Origin of the sequence: Delftia deserti (assembly GCF_042653485.1) — a bacterium.
In the GTDB taxonomy this organism is placed as follows: domain Bacteria; phylum Pseudomonadota; class Gammaproteobacteria; order Burkholderiales; family Burkholderiaceae_C; genus Comamonas; species Comamonas acidovorans.
This window is the reverse complement of record NZ_JBHSIH010000001.1, coordinates 2,652,305-2,669,905: the sequence shown is the minus strand read 5'-3', so window position 1 is coordinate 2,669,905 and position 17,601 is coordinate 2,652,305. Positions and strand designations below refer to the sequence as shown.

The 17,601-nt window shown below is 68.5% G+C and carries 14 protein-coding genes; 12 read left to right on the top strand and 2 right to left on the bottom strand.

All coding sequences use genetic code 11. From position 1 onward, the window contains the following. Positions 1-53: 53 nt before the first annotated feature. The 6 genes from ACFPFG_RS13145 to ACFPFG_RS13120 all read left to right on the top strand — a co-directional run bounded on the left by ACFPFG_RS13145 (position 54) and on the right by ACFPFG_RS13120 (position 4,858). Positions 54-674 (top strand): hypothetical protein, encoded by a 621-nt coding sequence (locus ACFPFG_RS13145; RefSeq protein ID WP_380106936.1) that lies wholly within the window; start codon positions 54-56, stop codon positions 672-674. Between the two features lie 143 nt (positions 675-817). After that, on the top strand, positions 818-1,888 hold the full coding sequence (gene dusB, locus ACFPFG_RS13140) for a tRNA dihydrouridine synthase DusB (RefSeq protein WP_183019083.1): 1,071 nt from the start codon (positions 818-820) through the stop codon (positions 1,886-1,888). Then, positions 1,885-2,118, top strand: a complete 234-nt coding sequence (locus ACFPFG_RS13135; protein ID WP_016447943.1) for a Fis family transcriptional regulator — start codon at positions 1,885-1,887, stop codon at positions 2,116-2,118. Before dusB ends, ACFPFG_RS13135 begins: the two co-directional genes overlap by 4 nt. 45 nt (positions 2,119-2,163) lie before the next feature. Then, positions 2,164-3,762 carry a bifunctional phosphoribosylaminoimidazolecarboxamide formyltransferase/IMP cyclohydrolase gene (gene purH, locus ACFPFG_RS13130; RefSeq protein ID WP_197957316.1) on the top strand — a complete coding sequence of 533 codons (1,599 nt, stop codon included), beginning with the start codon at positions 2,164-2,166 and terminating at the stop codon, positions 3,760-3,762. After that, a complete protein-coding gene (locus ACFPFG_RS13125) occupies positions 3,762-4,256 on the top strand; it encodes a c-type cytochrome (RefSeq protein ID WP_197957315.1) in 495 nt (164 codons plus the stop codon). The genes purH and ACFPFG_RS13125 overlap by 1 nt, the downstream gene beginning before the upstream one ends. A gap of 2 nt (positions 4,257-4,258) precedes the next feature. Next, positions 4,259-4,858, top strand: coding sequence for a DNA-3-methyladenine glycosylase I (locus ACFPFG_RS13120; RefSeq protein WP_183019086.1), 600 nt, complete (start codon positions 4,259-4,261; stop codon positions 4,856-4,858). Between the two features lie 50 nt (positions 4,859-4,908). Here ACFPFG_RS13120 and hemL read toward each other — a convergent pair whose 3' ends face one another. Both hemL and thiD read right to left on the bottom strand, forming a co-directional pair. Continuing rightward, positions 4,909-6,207 carry a glutamate-1-semialdehyde 2,1-aminomutase gene (gene hemL / locus ACFPFG_RS13115; protein WP_013804032.1) on the bottom strand — a complete coding sequence of 433 codons (1,299 nt, stop codon included), beginning with the start codon at positions 6,205-6,207 and terminating at the stop codon, positions 4,909-4,911. A 136-nt stretch (positions 6,208-6,343) separates the two neighbouring features. Further along, on the bottom strand, positions 6,344-7,300 hold the full coding sequence (gene thiD / locus ACFPFG_RS13110) for a bifunctional hydroxymethylpyrimidine kinase/phosphomethylpyrimidine kinase (protein ID WP_197957313.1): 957 nt from the start codon (positions 7,298-7,300) through the stop codon (positions 6,344-6,346). A gap of 115 nt (positions 7,301-7,415) precedes the next feature. On the opposite strand from thiD, the gene ACFPFG_RS13105 reads away from it, so the two are divergent. Genes ACFPFG_RS13105 through ACFPFG_RS13080 form a run of 6 tightly spaced genes read left to right on the top strand, consistent with a single transcriptional unit; the run spans position 7,416 to position 17,594 of the window. Further along, positions 7,416-7,568: a rubredoxin gene (locus tag ACFPFG_RS13105; protein ID WP_013804031.1), complete on the top strand. Its 153-nt coding sequence runs from the start codon at positions 7,416-7,418 to the stop codon at positions 7,566-7,568. Positions 7,569-7,615: 47 nt separating this feature from the next. Further along, positions 7,616-8,014, top strand: a complete 399-nt coding sequence (locus tag ACFPFG_RS13100) for a response regulator (RefSeq protein ID WP_016447937.1) — start codon at positions 7,616-7,618, stop codon at positions 8,012-8,014. Next, positions 8,014-8,379 carry a response regulator gene (locus tag ACFPFG_RS13095; protein WP_013804030.1) on the top strand — a complete coding sequence of 122 codons (366 nt, stop codon included), beginning with the start codon at positions 8,014-8,016 and terminating at the stop codon, positions 8,377-8,379. Before ACFPFG_RS13100 ends, ACFPFG_RS13095 begins: the two co-directional genes overlap by 1 nt. 15 nt (positions 8,380-8,394) lie before the next feature. After that, the gene (locus ACFPFG_RS13090; RefSeq protein WP_012203503.1) at positions 8,395-8,922 is read left to right on the top strand and encodes a chemotaxis protein CheW; all 528 of its coding nucleotides are present in this window, start codon (positions 8,395-8,397) and stop codon (positions 8,920-8,922) included. A gap of 18 nt (positions 8,923-8,940) precedes the next feature. Continuing rightward, entirely contained in the window at positions 8,941-11,190 is a 2,250-nt protein-coding gene (locus ACFPFG_RS13085; protein WP_183019088.1) for a methyl-accepting chemotaxis protein, read from the top strand. 50 nt (positions 11,191-11,240) lie between these two features. After that, entirely contained in the window at positions 11,241-17,594 is a 6,354-nt protein-coding gene (locus ACFPFG_RS13080) for an Hpt domain-containing protein (RefSeq protein ID WP_380106931.1), read from the top strand. Positions 17,595-17,601: the final 7 nt, after the last annotated feature.

Below are 17,601 nucleotides of genomic sequence, written 5' to 3'. Positions count from 1 at the left end.
CGGCCTGAAGCTATCGTGGAACCCGTTCCAGAACCACAAGCACAGGGGGCGTCATGCAGACAGGGCGGATTGCAGGATGGGCGGGATGGGCAGCATTGGGAATGGCAGCGGCCGGCCTGGCCGGCTGCGCCGCGTTGCAGCCATCGCCAGGCAAGGACACCACCGTGGTGGCACAGGCCGCTGCCCAGGCGCCGCCCGCCCAGGCCGCACCGCCCTCCGCCTGGGGCAAGGCGCTGCAGGCCAAGGGCTGCACCCTGCCGGACCCGGCCGTGGGCGACAGGCTGGAGCAGTTGCAGCGCGAGCTGGAGCCGCTGGGCCTGGAGCCGCGTCTGCAAGGCTGCGTGAGCCTGGCCGAGTCCGAGTCCGAGCCCGGCCCGGCCCTGGTGCTGGACGCCTGGGTGACCGACGGGCGCAAGGCCATGGCCGTGGTGCGCGGCCCGCTGGCCGACGGCGAGGCGCTGGACCTGGGACTGGAGGCTGGGCCGCAGACAGCTGGGCTGCAGGCAGCCGGGCCGCAGAAAGCCGGGCTGCAGAAGGTCGGCCTGCGCCCCATGCCCGACGACCAGGTCTCTCCCGACGTGCAATTCAACCGCCGCTGGTGGCAGGGCCGGCTTGGTGCCTACGGGCTGCAGGCCGTTCCGGGCCAGGTGCGCACCTTCGTTCCCACACCATGAAACCGCTGCGCTGTCTTGTTTTCGCCGCTTGGCCGTCTTGACGGCCCGGTTTTAGCCCTGCTGAAAATTTGGGCAGGTACAATCTTGGTCCTTTGTTGCCGCCCGTTTTGTGCTCGGCGCGCGCGTTTTCTCCGGCTTTCCCGATGTCCTCCCTTCCCCTGTCCATAGGCCCCCATGCCCTGGCCAACCGCCTGTTCGTCGCCCCCATGGCCGGGGTGACGGATCGGCCGTTCCGCCAGCTGTGCAAGGCCCTGGGCGCGGGCTACGCGGTCAGCGAGATGGTGACATCGCGCAAGGACCTGTGGAACAGCCTCAAGACCTCGCGCCGCGCCAACCATGAAGGCGAGCCCGGCCCCATCGCGGTGCAGATCGCGGGCACGGACGCCGAGATGATGGCCGAGGCCGCGCGCTACAACCTGGACCGTGGCGCCCAGATCATCGACATCAACATGGGCTGCCCGGCCAAGAAGGTCTGCAACAAATGGGCCGGCTCGGCCCTGATGCAGAACGAGGCCCTGGCCGTGGAGATTGCCCAGGCCGTGGTCGAGGCCTGCGCCCCGCACGGCGTGCCCGTCACGCTGAAGATGCGCACCGGCTGGTGCGACGCGCACAGGAACGCCGTGGTGCTGGCCCGCCGCTTCGAGGAGGTGGGCATACAGATGCTCACCGTGCACGGCCGCACGCGCGAGCAGGGTTACAAGGGCTTTGCCGAGTACGACACCATCGCTGCCGTCAAGGCGGCGGTGCGCGTGCCCGTGGTGGCCAATGGCGACATCACCAGCCCCGAGAAGGCGCGCGACGTGCTCGCCTACACGGGCGCCGATGCCGTGATGATCGGCCGCGCGGCCCAGGGCCGGCCCTGGATCTTCCGCGAGATCGCGCACTTCATGGCCACGGGCGAGCACATGGCCCCGCCGCTGGTGGCCGAGCTGCGCCGGCTGCTGCTGGACCACCTGCAGGACCACTACAGCCTGTACGGCGAGGGCACCGGCGTGCGCAGCGCGCGCAAGCACATCGCCTGGTACCTGCGCAGCCTGCCGGGCGGCGAGGCATTCAGACAACACATCAACACCATCGAGGACTGCGCGGTGCAATGGCAGGCCGTGGCCGACTATCTGGACGCCCTGGGCGCACGGATGGACCGGATACCGGCCGCCATCGATGCCGGCGCCACAAGCGCCGAATTCGGAGAGCCCGCAGGAATGACAGTATGAGCAACCAGAACATCGAACAATGCGTGCGTGAAAGCCTGGAGGGGTATTTCCGCGATCTCGACGGCGAAAAGCCCAATGGCATGTACGACATGCTGATCCACCTGGTCGAAAAGCCGCTGCTGGAAGTGGTGATGAGCCAGGCCGACAACAACCAGTCCCGCGCCGCCGACTGGCTGGGCCTGAACCGCAACACGCTGCGCAAGAAGCTGCTTGAGCACGACATGCTCTGAGCGGCACGAATTCCCCTTTTTTTCAAACTCCCTGCACCGACGCCCATGAACGCCCTGCTCTCCGTCTCTGACAAGACCGGTATTGTCGAATTCGCCCAAGGCCTGCACGCCCTGGGCATCAAGCTGCTGTCCACCGGCGGCACCGCCAAGCTGCTGGCCGAGGCTGGCCTGCCCGTGACCGAGGTGGCCGAAGTCACCCAGTTCCCCGAAATGCTGGACGGCCGCGTCAAGACCCTGCACCCCAAGGTCCACGGCGGCCTGCTGGCGCGCCGCGAGCTGCCGGCCCACATGGCGGCCCTCAAGGAGCACGGCATCGACACCATCGACCTGCTGGTGGTGAACCTCTACCCCTTCGAGGCCACCGTGGCCAAGGCCGGCTGCACGCTGGCCGACGCCATCGAGAACATCGACATCGGCGGCCCGGCCATGGTGCGCTCTGCCGCCAAGAACTGGGCCGACGTGGGCGTGATCACCGACGCCGGCCAGTACGAAGCCGTGCTGGGCGAACTCAAGGCCAGCGGAAAGCTGTCCGACAAGCTGCGCTTTGCGCTGTCCGTGGCCGCCTTCAACCGCATCGCCCAGTACGACGGCGCCATCAGCGACTACCTGTCCAGCGTGAAGTTCGAGGACGAGAAGCTGTCCGAAACCTACGTGCCCGAGCGCAGCGCCTTCCCCGGCCAGAGCAACGGCCACTTCACCAAGGTGCAGGACCTGCGCTACGGCGAAAACAGCCACCAGCAGGCCGCCCTGTACCGCGACCTGTATCCGGCTCCCGGCTCCCTGGTCACGGGCGAGCAGCTGCAGGGCAAGGAGCTGTCGTACAACAACATCGCCGACGCCGATGCCGCCTGGGAATGCGTCAAGAGCTTCGAGCAGCCTGCCTGCGTGATCGTCAAGCACGCCAACCCCTGCGGCGTGGCCGTGGGCAAGGACGCGCACGAAGCCTATGCCAAGGCCTTCCAGACCGATCCCACCAGCGCCTTCGGCGGCATCATCGCCTTCAACCGCACGGTGGACAAGGCGGCGGCCGAGGCCGTGGTCAAGCAGTTCGTCGAGGTGCTGATGGCCCCCGACTTCACGGCCGAGGCGCTGGAAATCTTCAAGCCCAAGGTCAATGTGCGCCTGATGAAGATCGCCCTGCCGGCCGGTGGAGAGCGCGCCTGGGACCAGGGCCGCAACGCCATGGACGCCAAGCGCGTCGGCTCGGGCCTGCTGCTGCAGACCGCCGACAACCATGAGCTGGCCCTGGCCGACCTCAAGGTCGTCACCGTCAAGCAGCCTACCCCCGAAGAACTGCAGGACCTGCTGTTCGCCTGGAAGGTCGCCAAGTACGTCAAGAGCAATGCCATCGTGTTCTGCAAGAACGGCATGACCATGGGCGTGGGCGCAGGCCAGATGAGCCGCCTGGACTCGGCACGCATCGCCTCCATCAAGGCCGAGGCCGCCAGGCTGAGCCTGCAGGGCACGGTCGTGGCCAGCGATGCCTTCTTCCCCTTCCGCGACGGCCTGGACGTGGTCGTTGACGCGGGTGCCACCTGCGTGGCCCAGCCCGGTGGCTCCATGCGCGACCAGGAAGTCATTGACGCCGCCAACGAGCGCGGCGTCGCCATGGTCTTCACCGGCGTGCGCCACTTCCGCCACTGATGGCCGGCCAACTGCCTCCCGACGCAGACGACGAGGGCGACGACGCCCCCCACCGGCCCCGCTGGCTGGGCTGGGCGCTCGTGGTCTTCATGCTGCTGGTGGCTCTGGGTGTCTTCAACATCGGCTGGCGCATCATGCGCGGGCCGGCTGTTGCGCCCGTTGCGGGCCTGCCGGCAGCTGCCGTGACGGCAGCTGCAGATCCAAATGCAGGCCCCCGGCTGCTTGCCGGCAAGGCCCTGGTCGAGGGCAATGACTGCCTGCGCTGCCACGGCATGGTGCGCCACTACGTGGGCCCGTCCTTCCAGCAGATCGCCGAGCGCTACCGGGCCCGCGAAGATGCCGCCGACTACCTGGCGCGCAAGATCCGCGAGGGCGGGGCCGGCGAATGGGGCCGCGCCATCATGCCGCGCCATCCGCACCTCGATACGGCGCAATCCCTGCAGATGGCGGCCTGGCTGCTGTCGCTCCCCTCTCCCGAGCCCGGGAAATCCTGAGCATGTCCCGCCTGTTCACCGCCCCCGACGGCCGGCCGCGCTGCCACTGGTGCGCCGCCACGGACAACTATCTGGCCTACCACGACCGTGAATGGGGCTTCCCCGTGGCCGACGACCGGCGCCTGTTCGAGAAACTCAGCCTCGAGGGCTTCCAGTCCGGCCTGAGCTGGCTGACCATCCTCAACAAGCGCGAGAACTTCCGCGCGGCCTTTGCGGGCTTCGACTTCCAACAGGTCGCGCGTTTCACCGAAGACGATGTGCTGCGGCTGCTGGGCGATGCGGGCATCGTGCGGCATCGCGGCAAGATCGAGGCCGTGATCAACAACGCGCAGCGGGCGCTGGAGATGGTGGAGGCGGAAGGCTCGCTGTCGGCCTTCTTCTGGCGCCATGCGCCGGAGCCCGTGCAGGGCGCGGGCCCCGTGTCCGAAACCGCAGAATCGCGCGCCCTGTCCAAGGAGCTGAAAAAGCGCGGCTGGAAGTTCGTGGGTCCGACCACCGTGTACTCGTTCATGCAGGCCATGGGCCTGGTCAACGACCATGCACAGGGCTGTGCCGTGCGCGACGAGGTCGAGCAGGCGCGCCAGGCTTTTCGTCGGCCCTGACGTGAAAAGAGCCCGCGAGGGCGGGCTCGATCGGCAGGTACGGGCCAGCGTCAGAGCGTCTTGAACACTTCGCGCGCGGCTTCGATGGTCTTGTCGATGTCCGCATCCGTGTGCGCGGCGCTCACGAAGCCGGCCTCGTACAGCGCGGGCGCGAAGTAGTGGCCGCGCTCCAGCATGCCGTGGAAGAAGCGGTTGAAGCGTGCGCCATCGGTCTTCATGACCTCGGTCCAGGTGCTGGGCAGCTCGGGAAGCAGGTAGAAGCCGAACAGGCCGCCCTGGTGGTCCACGCTGAAAGGCACGCCGGCGGCGTCGGCCTCGGCCTTGAAGCCGGCCATCAGGCGGCCGGTCTTCGCGTGCAGGGCGTCGTGGAAGCCCGGCTCGCTGATCAGCTCCAGCGTCTTGAGGCCGCAGGCCGTGGCGATGGGGTTGCCCGAGAGGGTTCCGGCCTGGTAGACCGGGCCCAGGGGCGAGAGCTTTTCCATGATCTCGCGGCGCGCGCCAAAGGCCGCCATGGGCATGCCGCCGCCGATGACCTTGCCCAGCACGGTGATGTCGGGCGCAAAGCCTTCGATCTGCTGGGCGTAAAGGCTCTGGGCGCTGCCCAGGGCCACGCGAAAGCCGGTCATCACCTCGTCATAGACCATGAGCGCGCCATGCTCGCGCGTGAGTTCGCGGATGCGGCGCGTGAAGGGCACGCTGGCGCGCACGAAGTTCATGTTGCCCGCAATGGGCTCCATGATCACGCAGGCGATCTGGTCGCCGAACTGGGCGAAGGCCTCTTCGAGCTGGCCCACGTCGTTGTATTCCAGCACCACCGTGTCCTTGACCACGTCCTGCGGCACGCCGGCCGAGGACGAGGCGCCAAAGGTCGCCAGGCCCGAGCCGGCCTTGACCAGCAGCGCGTCGGCATGGCCGTGGTAGCAGCCGTTGAACTTGATGATCTTGTTGCGGCCCGTGAAGCCGCGCGCCAGGCGCAGCGCGCTCATGCCGGCCTCGGTGCCCGAGCTGACCATGCGCACCATGTCCATGGAAGGCATGAGCGAGAGGATCTTCTCGGCCAGCACGACCTCGCGCTCCGTGGGCGCGCCGAAGGAGAAGCCTTCCAGCGCGGCGGCCTGCACGGCGGCCATCACCTCGGGGTGGCCGTGGCCCAGGATCATCGGACCCCAGGAGCCGATGTAGTCGGTGAACTGCTGGGCGTTCTCGTCCCAGAAATGCGCGCCCTGGGCGCGGCGCACGAAGCGCGGCGTGCCGCCCACGGCGTTGAAGGCGCGCACGGGTGAATTCACGCCGCCGGGGATCACGGCCTTGGCGCGTTCGAACAGGGGAATATTCAGGTCAGTGGTCATAGTGCAGAGAGCCTTGGCGAAACTGGCGAGATCCAAGCGCGGGACACCGAGCAAGGGCCGCCCCGCCGCGAGGGTGTCGTCCCCTTCCGCGCAGCGAGAGAGGGGAAGCGGCGCAGCCGCTCAGGGGTGGCTCATTTCAATGCTTGGTGTCATGGGGGGGCATCACGAAGCCTTCGATGGCTTGGGTGTCGGAGTCGAGTTCGGTGAGCGGCTCGGCGGCATCGGCGTCTTCGTCCTCGGGCTCGGGCTGGGCCCAGAACATGCGGTCCGGGATGAAGTGGCCCATGCCGGGGCGAAAGCCGCTGTCCAGGCTGCGGTCCAGGTACTCCAGCGCCTCCTGCGTGGCCAGCCCCAGGTCGTTGCCGCTGGCCACCAGGGCCGCCAGCGCGGCCGACAGGGTGTCGCCAGAGCCGGTGAAGGTGGCGTCGAACATCTCGTACTTGCTGTTGCCCAGCACGGACTGCGCCGTGGCCAGCACGTTGTCCACGAACTGGTCGGGCAGCGGGATGCCGGTGACCAGCACGTAGGGCACTTCCAGGGCCTCGGCCGCCATGGCGATGTCGCGCGCCGTGGGGCTGCGGCTGTTGCTCCAGTCGGGCAGCAGCCAGCGGCACAGCGTACTGTGGCTTCCAACCAACACCGAGGTTTGCGGCAGCACAAGCTCCTTGAGGGCGTCCATGTACTGGTCGAGCGGGTCTTCCTCCCACCACGACAGGTCCGGCATGTAGCAGACGATGGGGATGTCGGGATAGTCGGAGGCAATCTCGGCGATCGCTGCCAGGTTGCCCGGGCTACCCACGAAGCCGACCTTGATGGCGGACACGGGAATGTCCTCCAGCACGGCGCGCGCCTGCTCGGCCACGGCCTCGTCGTCAAAGGGGAAATGCTCGAAGATCTTGGCCGAATCGCGCGCGTAGGCACCCGTGACCACGGGCAGCGGATGACCGCCGACCGAGGCAATGGTGGCAATATCGGCCGACAGGCCACCCGCTCCGCTGGGGTCGCTGGCGTTGAAGACCAGCACGCAGACGGGAGCGGTTTCGTCCACCAATTCGGTGTCGGGACTGGGGGAGTTGGAGGGGTTCAATGCCATGGCTCTGCCCAGTTTGCGCCCCGCCAGCGAAGGCCGTGGCGGGTGGTTATGACTAGATACAATCGTTGCATTCTATGTGAAGGCCCTTTAAGCTGTGACCGACCCTAAAACTTGGATGTGCTTGATCTGCGGGTGGATCTATGACGAGGCGCAAGGCTGCCCCGAGCATGGCATCGCACCCCAGACGCGTTGGGATGACGTGCCCATGAACTGGACCTGTCCCGAATGCGGTGCACGTAAAGAAGACTTTGAGATGGTCGAAATCTGAGCGCGGGACCACCCGCGCCGACTCATACATTTCCGGGAGGTTTCTCAGTGACGACATCGGGCGCACCCTTGCGCGTACTCGTGGTGGATGACAGCAATACCATCCGCCGCAGCGCAGAAATCTTCCTCAAGCAAGGCGGGCACGAAGTGCTCCTGGCCGACGACGGCTTCGACGCGCTGTCCAAGGTCAACGACTACCAGCCCCAGCTGATCTTCTGCGACATCCTCATGCCCAAGCTGGACGGCTACCAGACCTGCGCCATCATCAAGCGCAATGCGCGCTTCGCTGATACGCCCGTGGTCATGCTCTCGTCCAAGGACGGCGTATTCGACAAGGCGCGCGGGCGCATGGTGGGCTGCCAGGACTACCTCACGAAACCCTTCACCAAAGACCAGCTGCTGCAGGCCGTGGAGCAGTTCGGCAAGCAAACCATAGGAGCACTTTGATGCCCATCCGCAAAGTCCTGGTCGTGGACGATTCCAAGACCGAACTGATGTTTCTGTCCGACATGCTGCAAAAGCAGGGACTGCAGGTACGCACGGCCGAGAACGGCGAGGAAGCCCTGCGCAGCCTGGCCGAAGATCGGCCCGACCTGATCCTGATGGACGTGGTCATGCCCGGCCAGAACGGCTTTCAGCTCACGCGCGCCATCACGCGCGACCCGCTGTACGCGGACCTGCCCATCATCATGTGCACCAGCAAGAATCAGGAAACCGACCGGGTCTGGGGCATGCGCCAGGGCGCACGTGACTACATCACCAAGCCGGTGGATGCAGGCGAGCTGCAGGCCAAGATCGCGGCGCTGAACTGACGCGGTGCGCTGCCCATGGCGAACCGTGAAGCACTGCGCGATCTGCAATCCCGTCTGGCCGGCCGCCTCCAGGCCGCACGCAGCGAAGGCGTCAAGGTGGCCGCCTGGCTGGCCGTACAGGCCGGCGGGCGCAACTACCTGATGCCGCTGGGTCAGTCCGGCGAAATCTTTCCCTGGGCCGGCGTGCAGCCCGTGCCCTATACAAAGCCCTGGTTCCTGGGCATTGCCAACCTGCGCGGCACCCTGGCCGGGGTGATCGACCTGGCCAGCCTGCTGGGCCACGGCGTGGCACGCAGCGAACCGGCGCTGGCCGAGTCCAGCCTGCTGGCCTTCAATGCCGCGCTGGAAGTGAACGCCTCCCTGCTCGTGGACCGCCTGCAGGGCCTGCGCAGCGCCGACGCCTTTGTGCGCACCGAGCCTGCGCCCGAGCAATCTCCCGCCTTTTTCGGCCCCGTGCATATCGATGAAGCGGGCCACCGCTGGCAGGAGCTGCAACTGCAGCGCCTGTCCCAAACCTCCGAGTTTCTGAGCATTCGCGCCTGAGTTTCTGAAGGTCGTCCCATGTCATTCTTGCAACGTCTTGCAAATCGCTTCCAACGCAAGCCGGCCGACGCCGGCTCGGGCGCGGACAACAGCATGCTCGGAGACACCGTCTCCCAGGATATGTACGCACTCGATGCGTCCATGACCGTGCAGGGCGCGCCCGACGCCATGCCGGGCGACGCCAGCGCAGCCCTGGACCAGGACATGGTGGTCCTGCCGCTGCTGGGCCGCGCGCCTGCCGCGCGCCACCAGCGCACGCTGTCCACCTTGCTGGGCGTGTCGGTGCTGGCCCTGGTGCTGGCTGCGGCCTGGGCCCTGCGCCAGGCCGACGGCTCGGCGCAGCAGCTGGCCGCCACCGGCCAGGCGCTGATGCAATCGCAGCGTCTGGCCAAGTCGGTTTCGCAGGCGCTGACAGGCGCGGCATCCTCCTTTGCGGACGTGCAGGACAGCGCCGGCGTGCTGGCGCGCAACGTGCGTGCCGTTGTCTCGGGCGACGACTCCCTGGGCGTGCGGCCGCTGGGCGGCGCCTATGCCGATGAACTGGGTCAGATCACGCCGCTGATGGAGCGTGCCGAGCAAAGCGCCAAGGTGGTGATGGACCAAAAGCAGATCCTGACCCAGGTCGGCGACGCGCTGCGCACCATCAACCGCCAGTCCTCGGATCTGCTGGAGATCGCCGAAACCATCTCCTCGCTCAAGCTGCAGCAGGGTGCCAGCCCGGCGGAAATCTCCGCCGCCGGCCAGCTCGTGATGCTGACCCAGCGTATCGGCAAGTCGGCCAACGAATTCCAGACTGCCGAAGGCGTGAGCCCCGAGGCGGTGTTCCTGCTGGGCAAGGACTTGAACTCGTTCAAGGAAATCTCCGAAAGCCTGCTGGGCGGCAGCAGCGAACTGCGCCTGCCTCCCACGCGCGACGCCCAGACCCGCGAGCAGATCGAGGCGCTGATCAAGCTCTACGAAGAGACCCGTAGCCAGGCCAGCGCCATTTTGGGCAACCTGCAGGGCCTGGTGTCCGCCCGCGAGGCCCAGACCGCCATCAATGCCGACAGCGAACCGCTGCGCCGCCATCTGGAAGATCTGCAGAACAAGCTGCAAAGCGGCGCCGGCATCGGCTCGCTGCCCATGGGCCTGCTGGCCCTGGCCACCGTGCTGGTGCTGCTGTGCGGCGTGGGCCTGTCCCGCGTGCAGCTGCTCGACAGCCGTCTGCGTCAGGAAGCTGCCGAACGCCGCCAGGAAGAGTCGCGCGTGCAGGAGCATGAAGCCAAGCGCATCAACGACGCCAACCAGGCCGCCATTTTGCGTTTGATGAACGAGCTGCAGTCGGTGGCCGAGGGCGATCTGACTCAGGAAGCCACCGTGACCGAGGACATCACCGGCGCCATCGCCGACTCGGTGAACTACACGGTGGAAGAGCTGCGTGCCCTGGTGGGCAGCGTGCAGAACACGGCAACGCGCGTGGCGCAGACCACGGCCGAGGTGGATGCCAACTCCACCGAGCTGCTGGCCGCATCCACCGAACAGCTGCGCGAGATCCGCGAAACCGGCCGCTCCGTGCTGGACATGGCCGGCCGCATCAACGAGGTCTCCACCCAGGCGCAGGAATCTGCCCAGGTGGCGCGCCAGTCGCTGGAAGCTGCGGACCTGGGCCTGAAGGCCGTGCAGAACGCCATCGGCGGCATGAACTCCATCCGCGACCAGATCCAGGAAACCTCCAAGCGCATCAAGCGGCTGGGCGAATCCTCGCAGGAGATCGGTGAAATCACCGAGCTGATTTCCGACATTACCGAGCAGACCAACGTGCTGGCGCTGAACGCCGCCATCCAGGCCGCATCGGCCGGTGAAGCCGGTCGCGGCTTCTCGGTGGTGGCCGAAGAAGTGCAGCGCCTGGCCGAACGCTCGGCCGACGCAACGCGCCAGATCGCGGCGCTGGTGAAGGCGATTCAGACCGATACCCAGGATGCCGTGGCCGCCATGGAGCGCTCCACCCAGGGTGTGGTCGAGGGGGCCCGCCTGTCCGACTCCGCCGGCACCGCGCTGACCGAGATCGACTCCGTGTCGCGCCATCTGGCCGAGCTGATCGAGCTGATCTCCTCGTCCACCTCGCGCGAAGCCGTTCTGGCCAACGACGTGGCCGAGAACATCCAGCACATTTTCGCGGTGACCGAGCAGACGGGCGAAGGCACGCGCACCACGGCACAGCAGGTGCGCGAACTCTCGCACATGGCCGAGGAACTGCGCCAGTCGGTGGCGCGTTTCAAGATTGCCTGACCCGGTCCAACATAGCTATGCACAGGCCCTAGGGGCTTGGGGAACTGTCCATGTCAGTGGTTGACGAATCGCAAACGGGCGCGGCGCAGGCCGCGCACACCGAACAGGACCTGGGCCCGCTGGCCTGGGTGCTCGATGAGCTGCGCAAGTCGCTGGAAGGGGCGAGCAAGGCGGTGGCCCGTTTCGTGCGCGATGCCGATGCGGCACGCGCCTCGGACCTGGAGGAGCTTGACACCTCGGCCCTGCGCATCGCCCGCCAGCAACTGCACCAGGCCTGCGGCGCCCTCGAAATGGTGGGCCTGGGCTCTCCGGCCCTGGTGCTGCGCGGCATGGAAAGCGCCGTGCAGCGCTTTGTGCAGCGCCCCGAGCTGTGCACCGACCAGGCTGCGGCCACGCTGGAGCGCGCCAGCTTCGCGCTCATCGAATACCTGGAGACCGTGCTGGCCGGCAAGACCGTCTCGGCCGTGGCCCTGTTTCCCCAATATCGCGACACCCAGGCGCTGGCCGGCAACGACAAGGTGCACCCGGCCGACCTGTGGCCTGCCGAGCGCCGCGCGCGCGAGCCCGAATGGGCGCGCCAGCCCGAGCCGCTGGCCTACGGCCCCGATGCCCGGGCCCTGCTCGACGGCGTGGTGCTGCGCATGGTCAAGAGCGACGACCGCGAGGCCGCCGCCCAGATGCGCGACCTGTGCCTGCGCTTTGCCGTGGGCCAGACCGAGGATGTCACCGCGCGCAGCTTCTGGAAGGTGGCGGCCGGCTTCTTCGACGCGCAGTCGCGCGGGATGATCGTGGTCGACCTGTACGTCAAGCGCATGGCCTCGCGCGTGCTCATGCAGTACGCGGCCATGGCCAAGGGCGACCGCACGCCGCCTGCACGGCTGCTGCAGGACCTGCTGTTCTTCTGCGCCCAGGCCCGCCCTGCCGAGCAGGCTGGCGCGGCCCTGCAGGCGGTGCGCCAGGCCTATGGCATGCAGGCCCAGCCCCAGGTGGACTACCAGCAGACACGCTTTGGCCGATACGACCCGGCGGTGCTGGTGCAGGCGCGCAAGCGCATCACCACGGCAGCCGATACCTGGTCCGCCCTTGCCGGCGGCGACCGTGCCCGCACCAAGACCGTGGTGGACCAGTTCGCCCAGGTGGCCGAATCCCTGGTCAAGCTGCACCCGGCCAGCCATGGCCTGGCGCGCATGCTGATCAAGGTGGCCGAAACCGTGGCCCGCATCGGCGAGCCGCCACCGGCCGAACTGGCCATGGAAGTGGCCACCTCCGTGCTCTACCTGCAGGCGGCCTTTGCCACCATGGACATGGGCGACGAGGAACTGGCCGAGCAGTCCGCCAACCTGGTCCAGCGCCTGGAGGAATCCCTGCAGGGCGCGCCCGCGCGTCCGCTGGAGCCCTGGATGGAGGAGCTGTACCGCCAGGCCAGCGACCACCAGACCATGGGCTCGGTCGTGGGCGAGCTGCGTGCCACGCTGGCCGAGGCCGAGCGGCACCTGGACCAGTATTTCCGCAATCCTGCCGATGCCACGGTGCTGGCACCCGTGTCGGGCCAGATGGCGCAGATGCGCGGCGTGCTGTCCGTGCTGGGCCTGGACCAGGCCACGCAGGCCATGCAGCGAATGCGCGAGACCGTGGAACGGCTGGTACTGGGTGAGATCGACGACGCGGAACGTCCCAAGGTGTTCGAGAAACTGGGCAACAGCCTGGGCGCCATGGGCTTTCTGATCGACATGCTGAGCTACCAGCGCAGCATGGCGCGCAAGCTCTTCGTCTATGACGAGGCCGAAGGCGGCCTGCGCATCCTCATGGGCCGACGTGGCCACCGGGCCGACGATGCGGGCAAGGCGCCCGAGCAACTGCCCGCCCTGGACACCGCCGCCGTGCCGCCGCAGCGCGAAGCCGTTGCCGTGGCCCAGCCGCTGCCCGTGCCGCAGGACGCCATCGCCGAGCCGGAATCTGCCGCGCCCTCCACGCCACCCCCGGCTCCCGTGGACATCGCGACCGAGCCGCTGGCGCAGCCCGCCGCCGCCGAGCAGGACGCGCTGGCCGATGCCGCGGAACTGGCGCAGTTCGCCAAGGCCCTCGAAGCACCGGCCGAGCCGGTCTTCCAGCTGGACCAGCCCCTGGCCGGGCCAGGGCCCGCAGCCGAATCTGCGCCTGAAACCGTCTCTGAATCCGTTTCTGCATCCGTGTCCGAGCCCGTGCCCCCGCCGGCCGGCCTGTCGGTCTCGGAAGAAGACTCGGACGACGAACTGCTGGGCATCTTCCTGGAAGAGGCCCGCGAGGTGGTGGACAACGGCCTGCAGGCCCTGCGCGCCCTGGCCGACGAGCCGGGCAACCTCAGCGAGCAGACCACGCTGCGCCGCGCCTTCCATACGCTCAAGGGCAGTTCGCGCATGGTGGGCCTGGATGAATTCGGCGAAGCCGGCTGGGCCATGGAGCAGATGCTCAACGCCTGGCTGGCCGAGCAAAAGGCCATGCCCCAGCCCATGCAGGAGCTGGCCAGCGATGCACTGCGCGCCTTTGGTGCCTGGGCCTCGGCCATAGAGCGCCACCAGGCCGACGCCTGGCAGGCCACGCCTTTCCGCGCTGCGGCCGATGCCATGCGCCTGGAAGGCCTGCGTGCCGACGTGGCCCTGGTGCCGCGCACACCGCGTGCCGATCCCCTCGCACAGCCCGGACCCGAACCCGCGCCCGAATCCACTACCGCCGCAATCGAGGAATTCGCGCCCGTGGCCCAGGAGCCGCAGGCAGAACACCTGGATGCGCCCGAGCAGGCCGCGCCCGCCCAGCCCGTCCAGCCCTCTGGCGAGCTGGACTTTGCGCTGGACTTCGACCTGCTGGAACCGGACCCCCAGCCTTCGGCCGCCGCGCCGCAGGAACCCCTGGAGACACTGACACCGCACGCCGCCGAGGCACCTGCCGAACTGGCCACCGACGCCGTCGAGGAACTGGACTTCGCGGCCTTCGAGGCCGCCATGCGCGACAGCGAGCAGGAAGCCCTGGCCGTCGTCGCGGGCGACCCGCCCGCGCTGCCCGAGGCCGCCGCCATCGAAGCCGAAGCCATCGAGGCCGACGCTGAAACTGAAGCACCGCACGCCGCCGTGCCGCTGGCGCCTTTCGAGGGGCTGGACCTGGATCTGGGCCTGACACCGGCAGCGGCACCCGCCGAAGCGATCGAGATGATCACGGTGCCAGAAGCGGTTGAAGCAGTCGAGGCACCCGAGGCGACCGAGGCGGGAACCCCGCAGGCGCCGCAGACCGCAGCCGTGGTCGATGCCGCCGAAGCAGCCGAAGCGTCCGGCGACGAGGATCTGTCCGGCATCGACGCCGATGGCTTCAAGGTCGTGGATGGCCTGCGCATCAGCGCGCCGCTGTACAACGTCTACCTCAACGAGGCCGACGAATGGTCGCGCCGCCTGGACCTGACGCTGCAGCAATGGGCGACCGAGCCCGGCGAGCCCGTGCCCGACGATGCCGTCGCCTTTGCGCATTCGCTGGCAGGAAGCTCGGCCACCGTGGGCTTCAAGGCCTTGTCGGACCTGGCGCGCCTGCTGGAACATACGCTGACCCATCTGCAGCCGCAGCGCTGTGGCACGCCCGACCAGATTGCCGCCTGCGTGGCGGCCTCCGACGAAGTGCAGCGCCTGCTGCACCAGTTCGCCGCCGGCTTCCTCAAGACGCCCCAGCCGGGCGTGGAAGAAGCCCTGCAGGCCCTGCTGGCGCTGGACATCGAAGCCGCAGACGCGCCGGACAGCCGCCTGGACGCGCTGCTGCCGCTGGAGCAGCGGGACCAACTGGAGCCTCATGACGCCAGCGATGGCACGGACGCCGTGCTCGACGCCGGTGCCCAGGCGCAGACATCGTCGGTGGCGCCCCTGGCCTACTCCATGCGTCCCCTGGTCAACGATGCGCGCCACGAAGCCGAGCTGCAGCGCCGCATCGACGAGGCCATCGCCCATGCCGTGGCCGTGGGCAGCGACCTGGACGATGACATCGATGCGCTGGACGAGGTCGATCCCGACCTGTTCCCCATCTTCGAGGAAGAGGCCATCGAGCTGCTGCCCCGCCTGGGCGCCGCGCTGCGCCGCTGGCATGGCCGGCCCTCGCTGGACGAGGCGCGCCACGAAACCCTGCGCGCCCTGCACACGCTCAAGGGCAGTGCCCGGCTGGCGGGCGCCATGCGCCTGGGCGAGATGGCCCACCGCCTTGAGTCTGCCGTGGAGCGGGTCGATGGCGAATCTCCGACCGCCGAGCAGATCGAGCCCTTGCTGGGCAGCTTCGACGCGCTGCAGGCCGGCTTCGACGTGCTGCGCGTGGCCGGTGAGCAGGCGCAGGAAGCGCCGCTGGACCTGGGCGATGAAATCTCCCACGCCGAGCCCGCAGCGGCTGCGGCCTCCGACGCATCGGCGGCGGCTGGATCACCGGCGGCCGCGGCCCCTGTGCCAGCGCCTGTCACTGCGCCGCTGCGCGCCGGTGCCCAGCAGACGGTGCGCGTGCGCGCCCAGCTGCTGGACCGACTGATCAGCCAGGCCGGCGAGGTGCTGATTGCGCGCTCGCGCGTCGATGCGCGCCTGGCCCAGGCCCGCGGCTCGCTGGACGAGCTGGCCGGCAACCTGGAGCGCCTGCGCATGCAGCTGCGCGACATCGAGGTCCAGGCCGAAAGCCAGATGCAGTCGCGCCTGGCCCTGTCCAAGGACTCGGCCGTGGGCTTCGACCCGCTGGAGTTCGACCGCTTCACGCGCGTGCAGGAACTCACCCGCATGATGGCCGAGTCGGTCAACGACGTGGCCACCGTGCAGCGCAACCTGCAGCGCGACATGGCCGGCGCCGAGGACGACCTGGTCGCCCAGGGCCGCCAGGCCCGCGAGTTGCAGCGCGACCTGCTGCGCACGCGCATGGTGGAGTTCGACTCCCTGGCCGAGCGCCTGTACGCCGTGGTCCGCCAGACCTCCAAGGAGATGGGCAAGCAGGTACGGCTGAACATCCTGGGTGGCACCATTGAAATGGACCGGGGCATGCTGGACCGCATGATGCCGGCCTTCGAGCACCTGCTGCGCAACTGCGTGGCCCACGGCATCGAGTCGCCAGAGCAGCGTGCCGCCGCCGGCAAGCCCGCCATGGGCACCATTGAAATCATCCTGAGCCAGGAGCGCAACGACGTGGCGCTGTCGGTGGAGGACGACGGCGCCGGCCTGAACCTGCAGCGCATCCGCGACAAGGCCGTGGCCCAGGGCCTGTGGCCCGAGGACCAGACGCTGACGGAGCAGGACGCCGGCCGCCTGATCTTCGAGCCCGGCTTCACCACGGCCACCGAGGTGACCGGCGTGGCCGGGCGCGGCATCGGCATGGACGTGGTGCGCTCCGAAGTCAACGCGCTGGGCGGCCGCATCGAAACCCACAGCGAGGCGGGCCGGGGCAGTGCCTTCCGCCTCGTGCTGCCGCTGACGACTGCCGTCACCCAGGTGGTCATGCTGCGCGCGGGCCAGTTGCTGGTCGGCGTGCCCGCCAGCCTGGTGGAAATCGTGCGCCGCGCGCCGCTGGAGCTGCTGCAGCAGGCCTATGCCAGCCACAGCTTCGAAGATGGCAGCGAGACCCTGCCTTTCTACTGGGCCGGCGCGCTGTGGCAGTCCTCGCTGCGCAGCGAGGAAACCGTGGGCCGCACCCGGCCCGTGGTCATCCTGCGCAGCGCGGCGCAGCGCATTGCGCTGCACGTGGATGAAGTGCTGGGCAACCAGGAAGTGGTGATCAAGAACCTCGGCCCCCAGCTGGCGCGTCTGCCCGGCCTGACCGGCATGTCGGTGCTGGCCTCGGGCGCCGTGGTGCAGATCTACAACCCCGTGGCGCTGGCCAACGTCTATGGCGACGAGGTGCGCGTCCGGACCGAAGAGGCCGAACGCGCGGCCGGCCAGGGCGACGGCGAGGCCGTGCTGGCCAGCGCGGGACCGGCCTCGGTGCCGCTGGTGCTGGTGGTGGACGACTCCATCACCGTGCGCCGCGTCACCCAGCGCCTGCTGCAGCGCGAAGGCTACCGCGTGGCCCTGGCGGCCGACGGCCTGCAGGCCATGGAGCGCCTGGCCGAGGAGCGCCCGACCCTGGTGCTGTCCGACATCGAGATGCCGCGCATGGATGGCTTCGACCTGCTGCGCAACATCCGCGCCGACGAGGCCATGCGCGACCTGCCCGTGGTCATGATCACCTCGCGCATCGCCCAGAAGCACCGCGAGATGGCGCGCCAGCTGGGCGCCAACCACTACCTGGGCAAGCCCTACTCTGACGAGGAACTGCTGGGCCTGATCCAGCACTACTCCCTGCAGGGCGGCAGCATCAGCGGCGGCCCGCTGGCGCCGCAGTCGCTGCAGGCGCAGCAGGTGGACAGCGAGCCCCTGGGCGAAGGGGCTTGAAGGCTGG

Coding starts and splice junctions, on each gene's coding strand:
- ACFPFG_RS13145 (WP_380106936.1), top strand. CDS start 54: ATGCAGACAGGGCGGATTGCAGGATGGGCGGGATGGGCAGCATTGGGA.
- dusB (WP_183019083.1), top strand. CDS start 818: ATGTCCTCCCTTCCCCTGTCCATAGGCCCCCATGCCCTGGCCAACCGC.
- ACFPFG_RS13135 (WP_016447943.1), top strand. CDS start 1,885: ATGAGCAACCAGAACATCGAACAATGCGTGCGTGAAAGCCTGGAGGGG.
- purH (WP_197957316.1), top strand. CDS start 2,164: ATGAACGCCCTGCTCTCCGTCTCTGACAAGACCGGTATTGTCGAATTC.
- ACFPFG_RS13125 (WP_197957315.1), top strand. CDS start 3,762: ATGGCCGGCCAACTGCCTCCCGACGCAGACGACGAGGGCGACGACGCC.
- ACFPFG_RS13120 (WP_183019086.1), top strand. CDS start 4,259: ATGTCCCGCCTGTTCACCGCCCCCGACGGCCGGCCGCGCTGCCACTGG.
- hemL (WP_013804032.1), bottom strand. CDS start 6,207: ATGACCACTGACCTGAATATTCCCCTGTTCGAACGCGCCAAGGCCGTG.
- thiD (WP_197957313.1), bottom strand. CDS start 7,300: ATGGCATTGAACCCCTCCAACTCCCCCAGTCCCGACACCGAATTGGTG.
- ACFPFG_RS13105 (WP_013804031.1), top strand. CDS start 7,416: ATGTGCTTGATCTGCGGGTGGATCTATGACGAGGCGCAAGGCTGCCCC.
- ACFPFG_RS13095 (WP_013804030.1), top strand. CDS start 8,014: ATGCCCATCCGCAAAGTCCTGGTCGTGGACGATTCCAAGACCGAACTG.
- ACFPFG_RS13090 (WP_012203503.1), top strand. CDS start 8,395: ATGGCGAACCGTGAAGCACTGCGCGATCTGCAATCCCGTCTGGCCGGC.
- ACFPFG_RS13085 (WP_183019088.1), top strand. CDS start 8,941: ATGTCATTCTTGCAACGTCTTGCAAATCGCTTCCAACGCAAGCCGGCC.
- ACFPFG_RS13080 (WP_380106931.1), top strand. CDS start 11,241: ATGTCAGTGGTTGACGAATCGCAAACGGGCGCGGCGCAGGCCGCGCAC.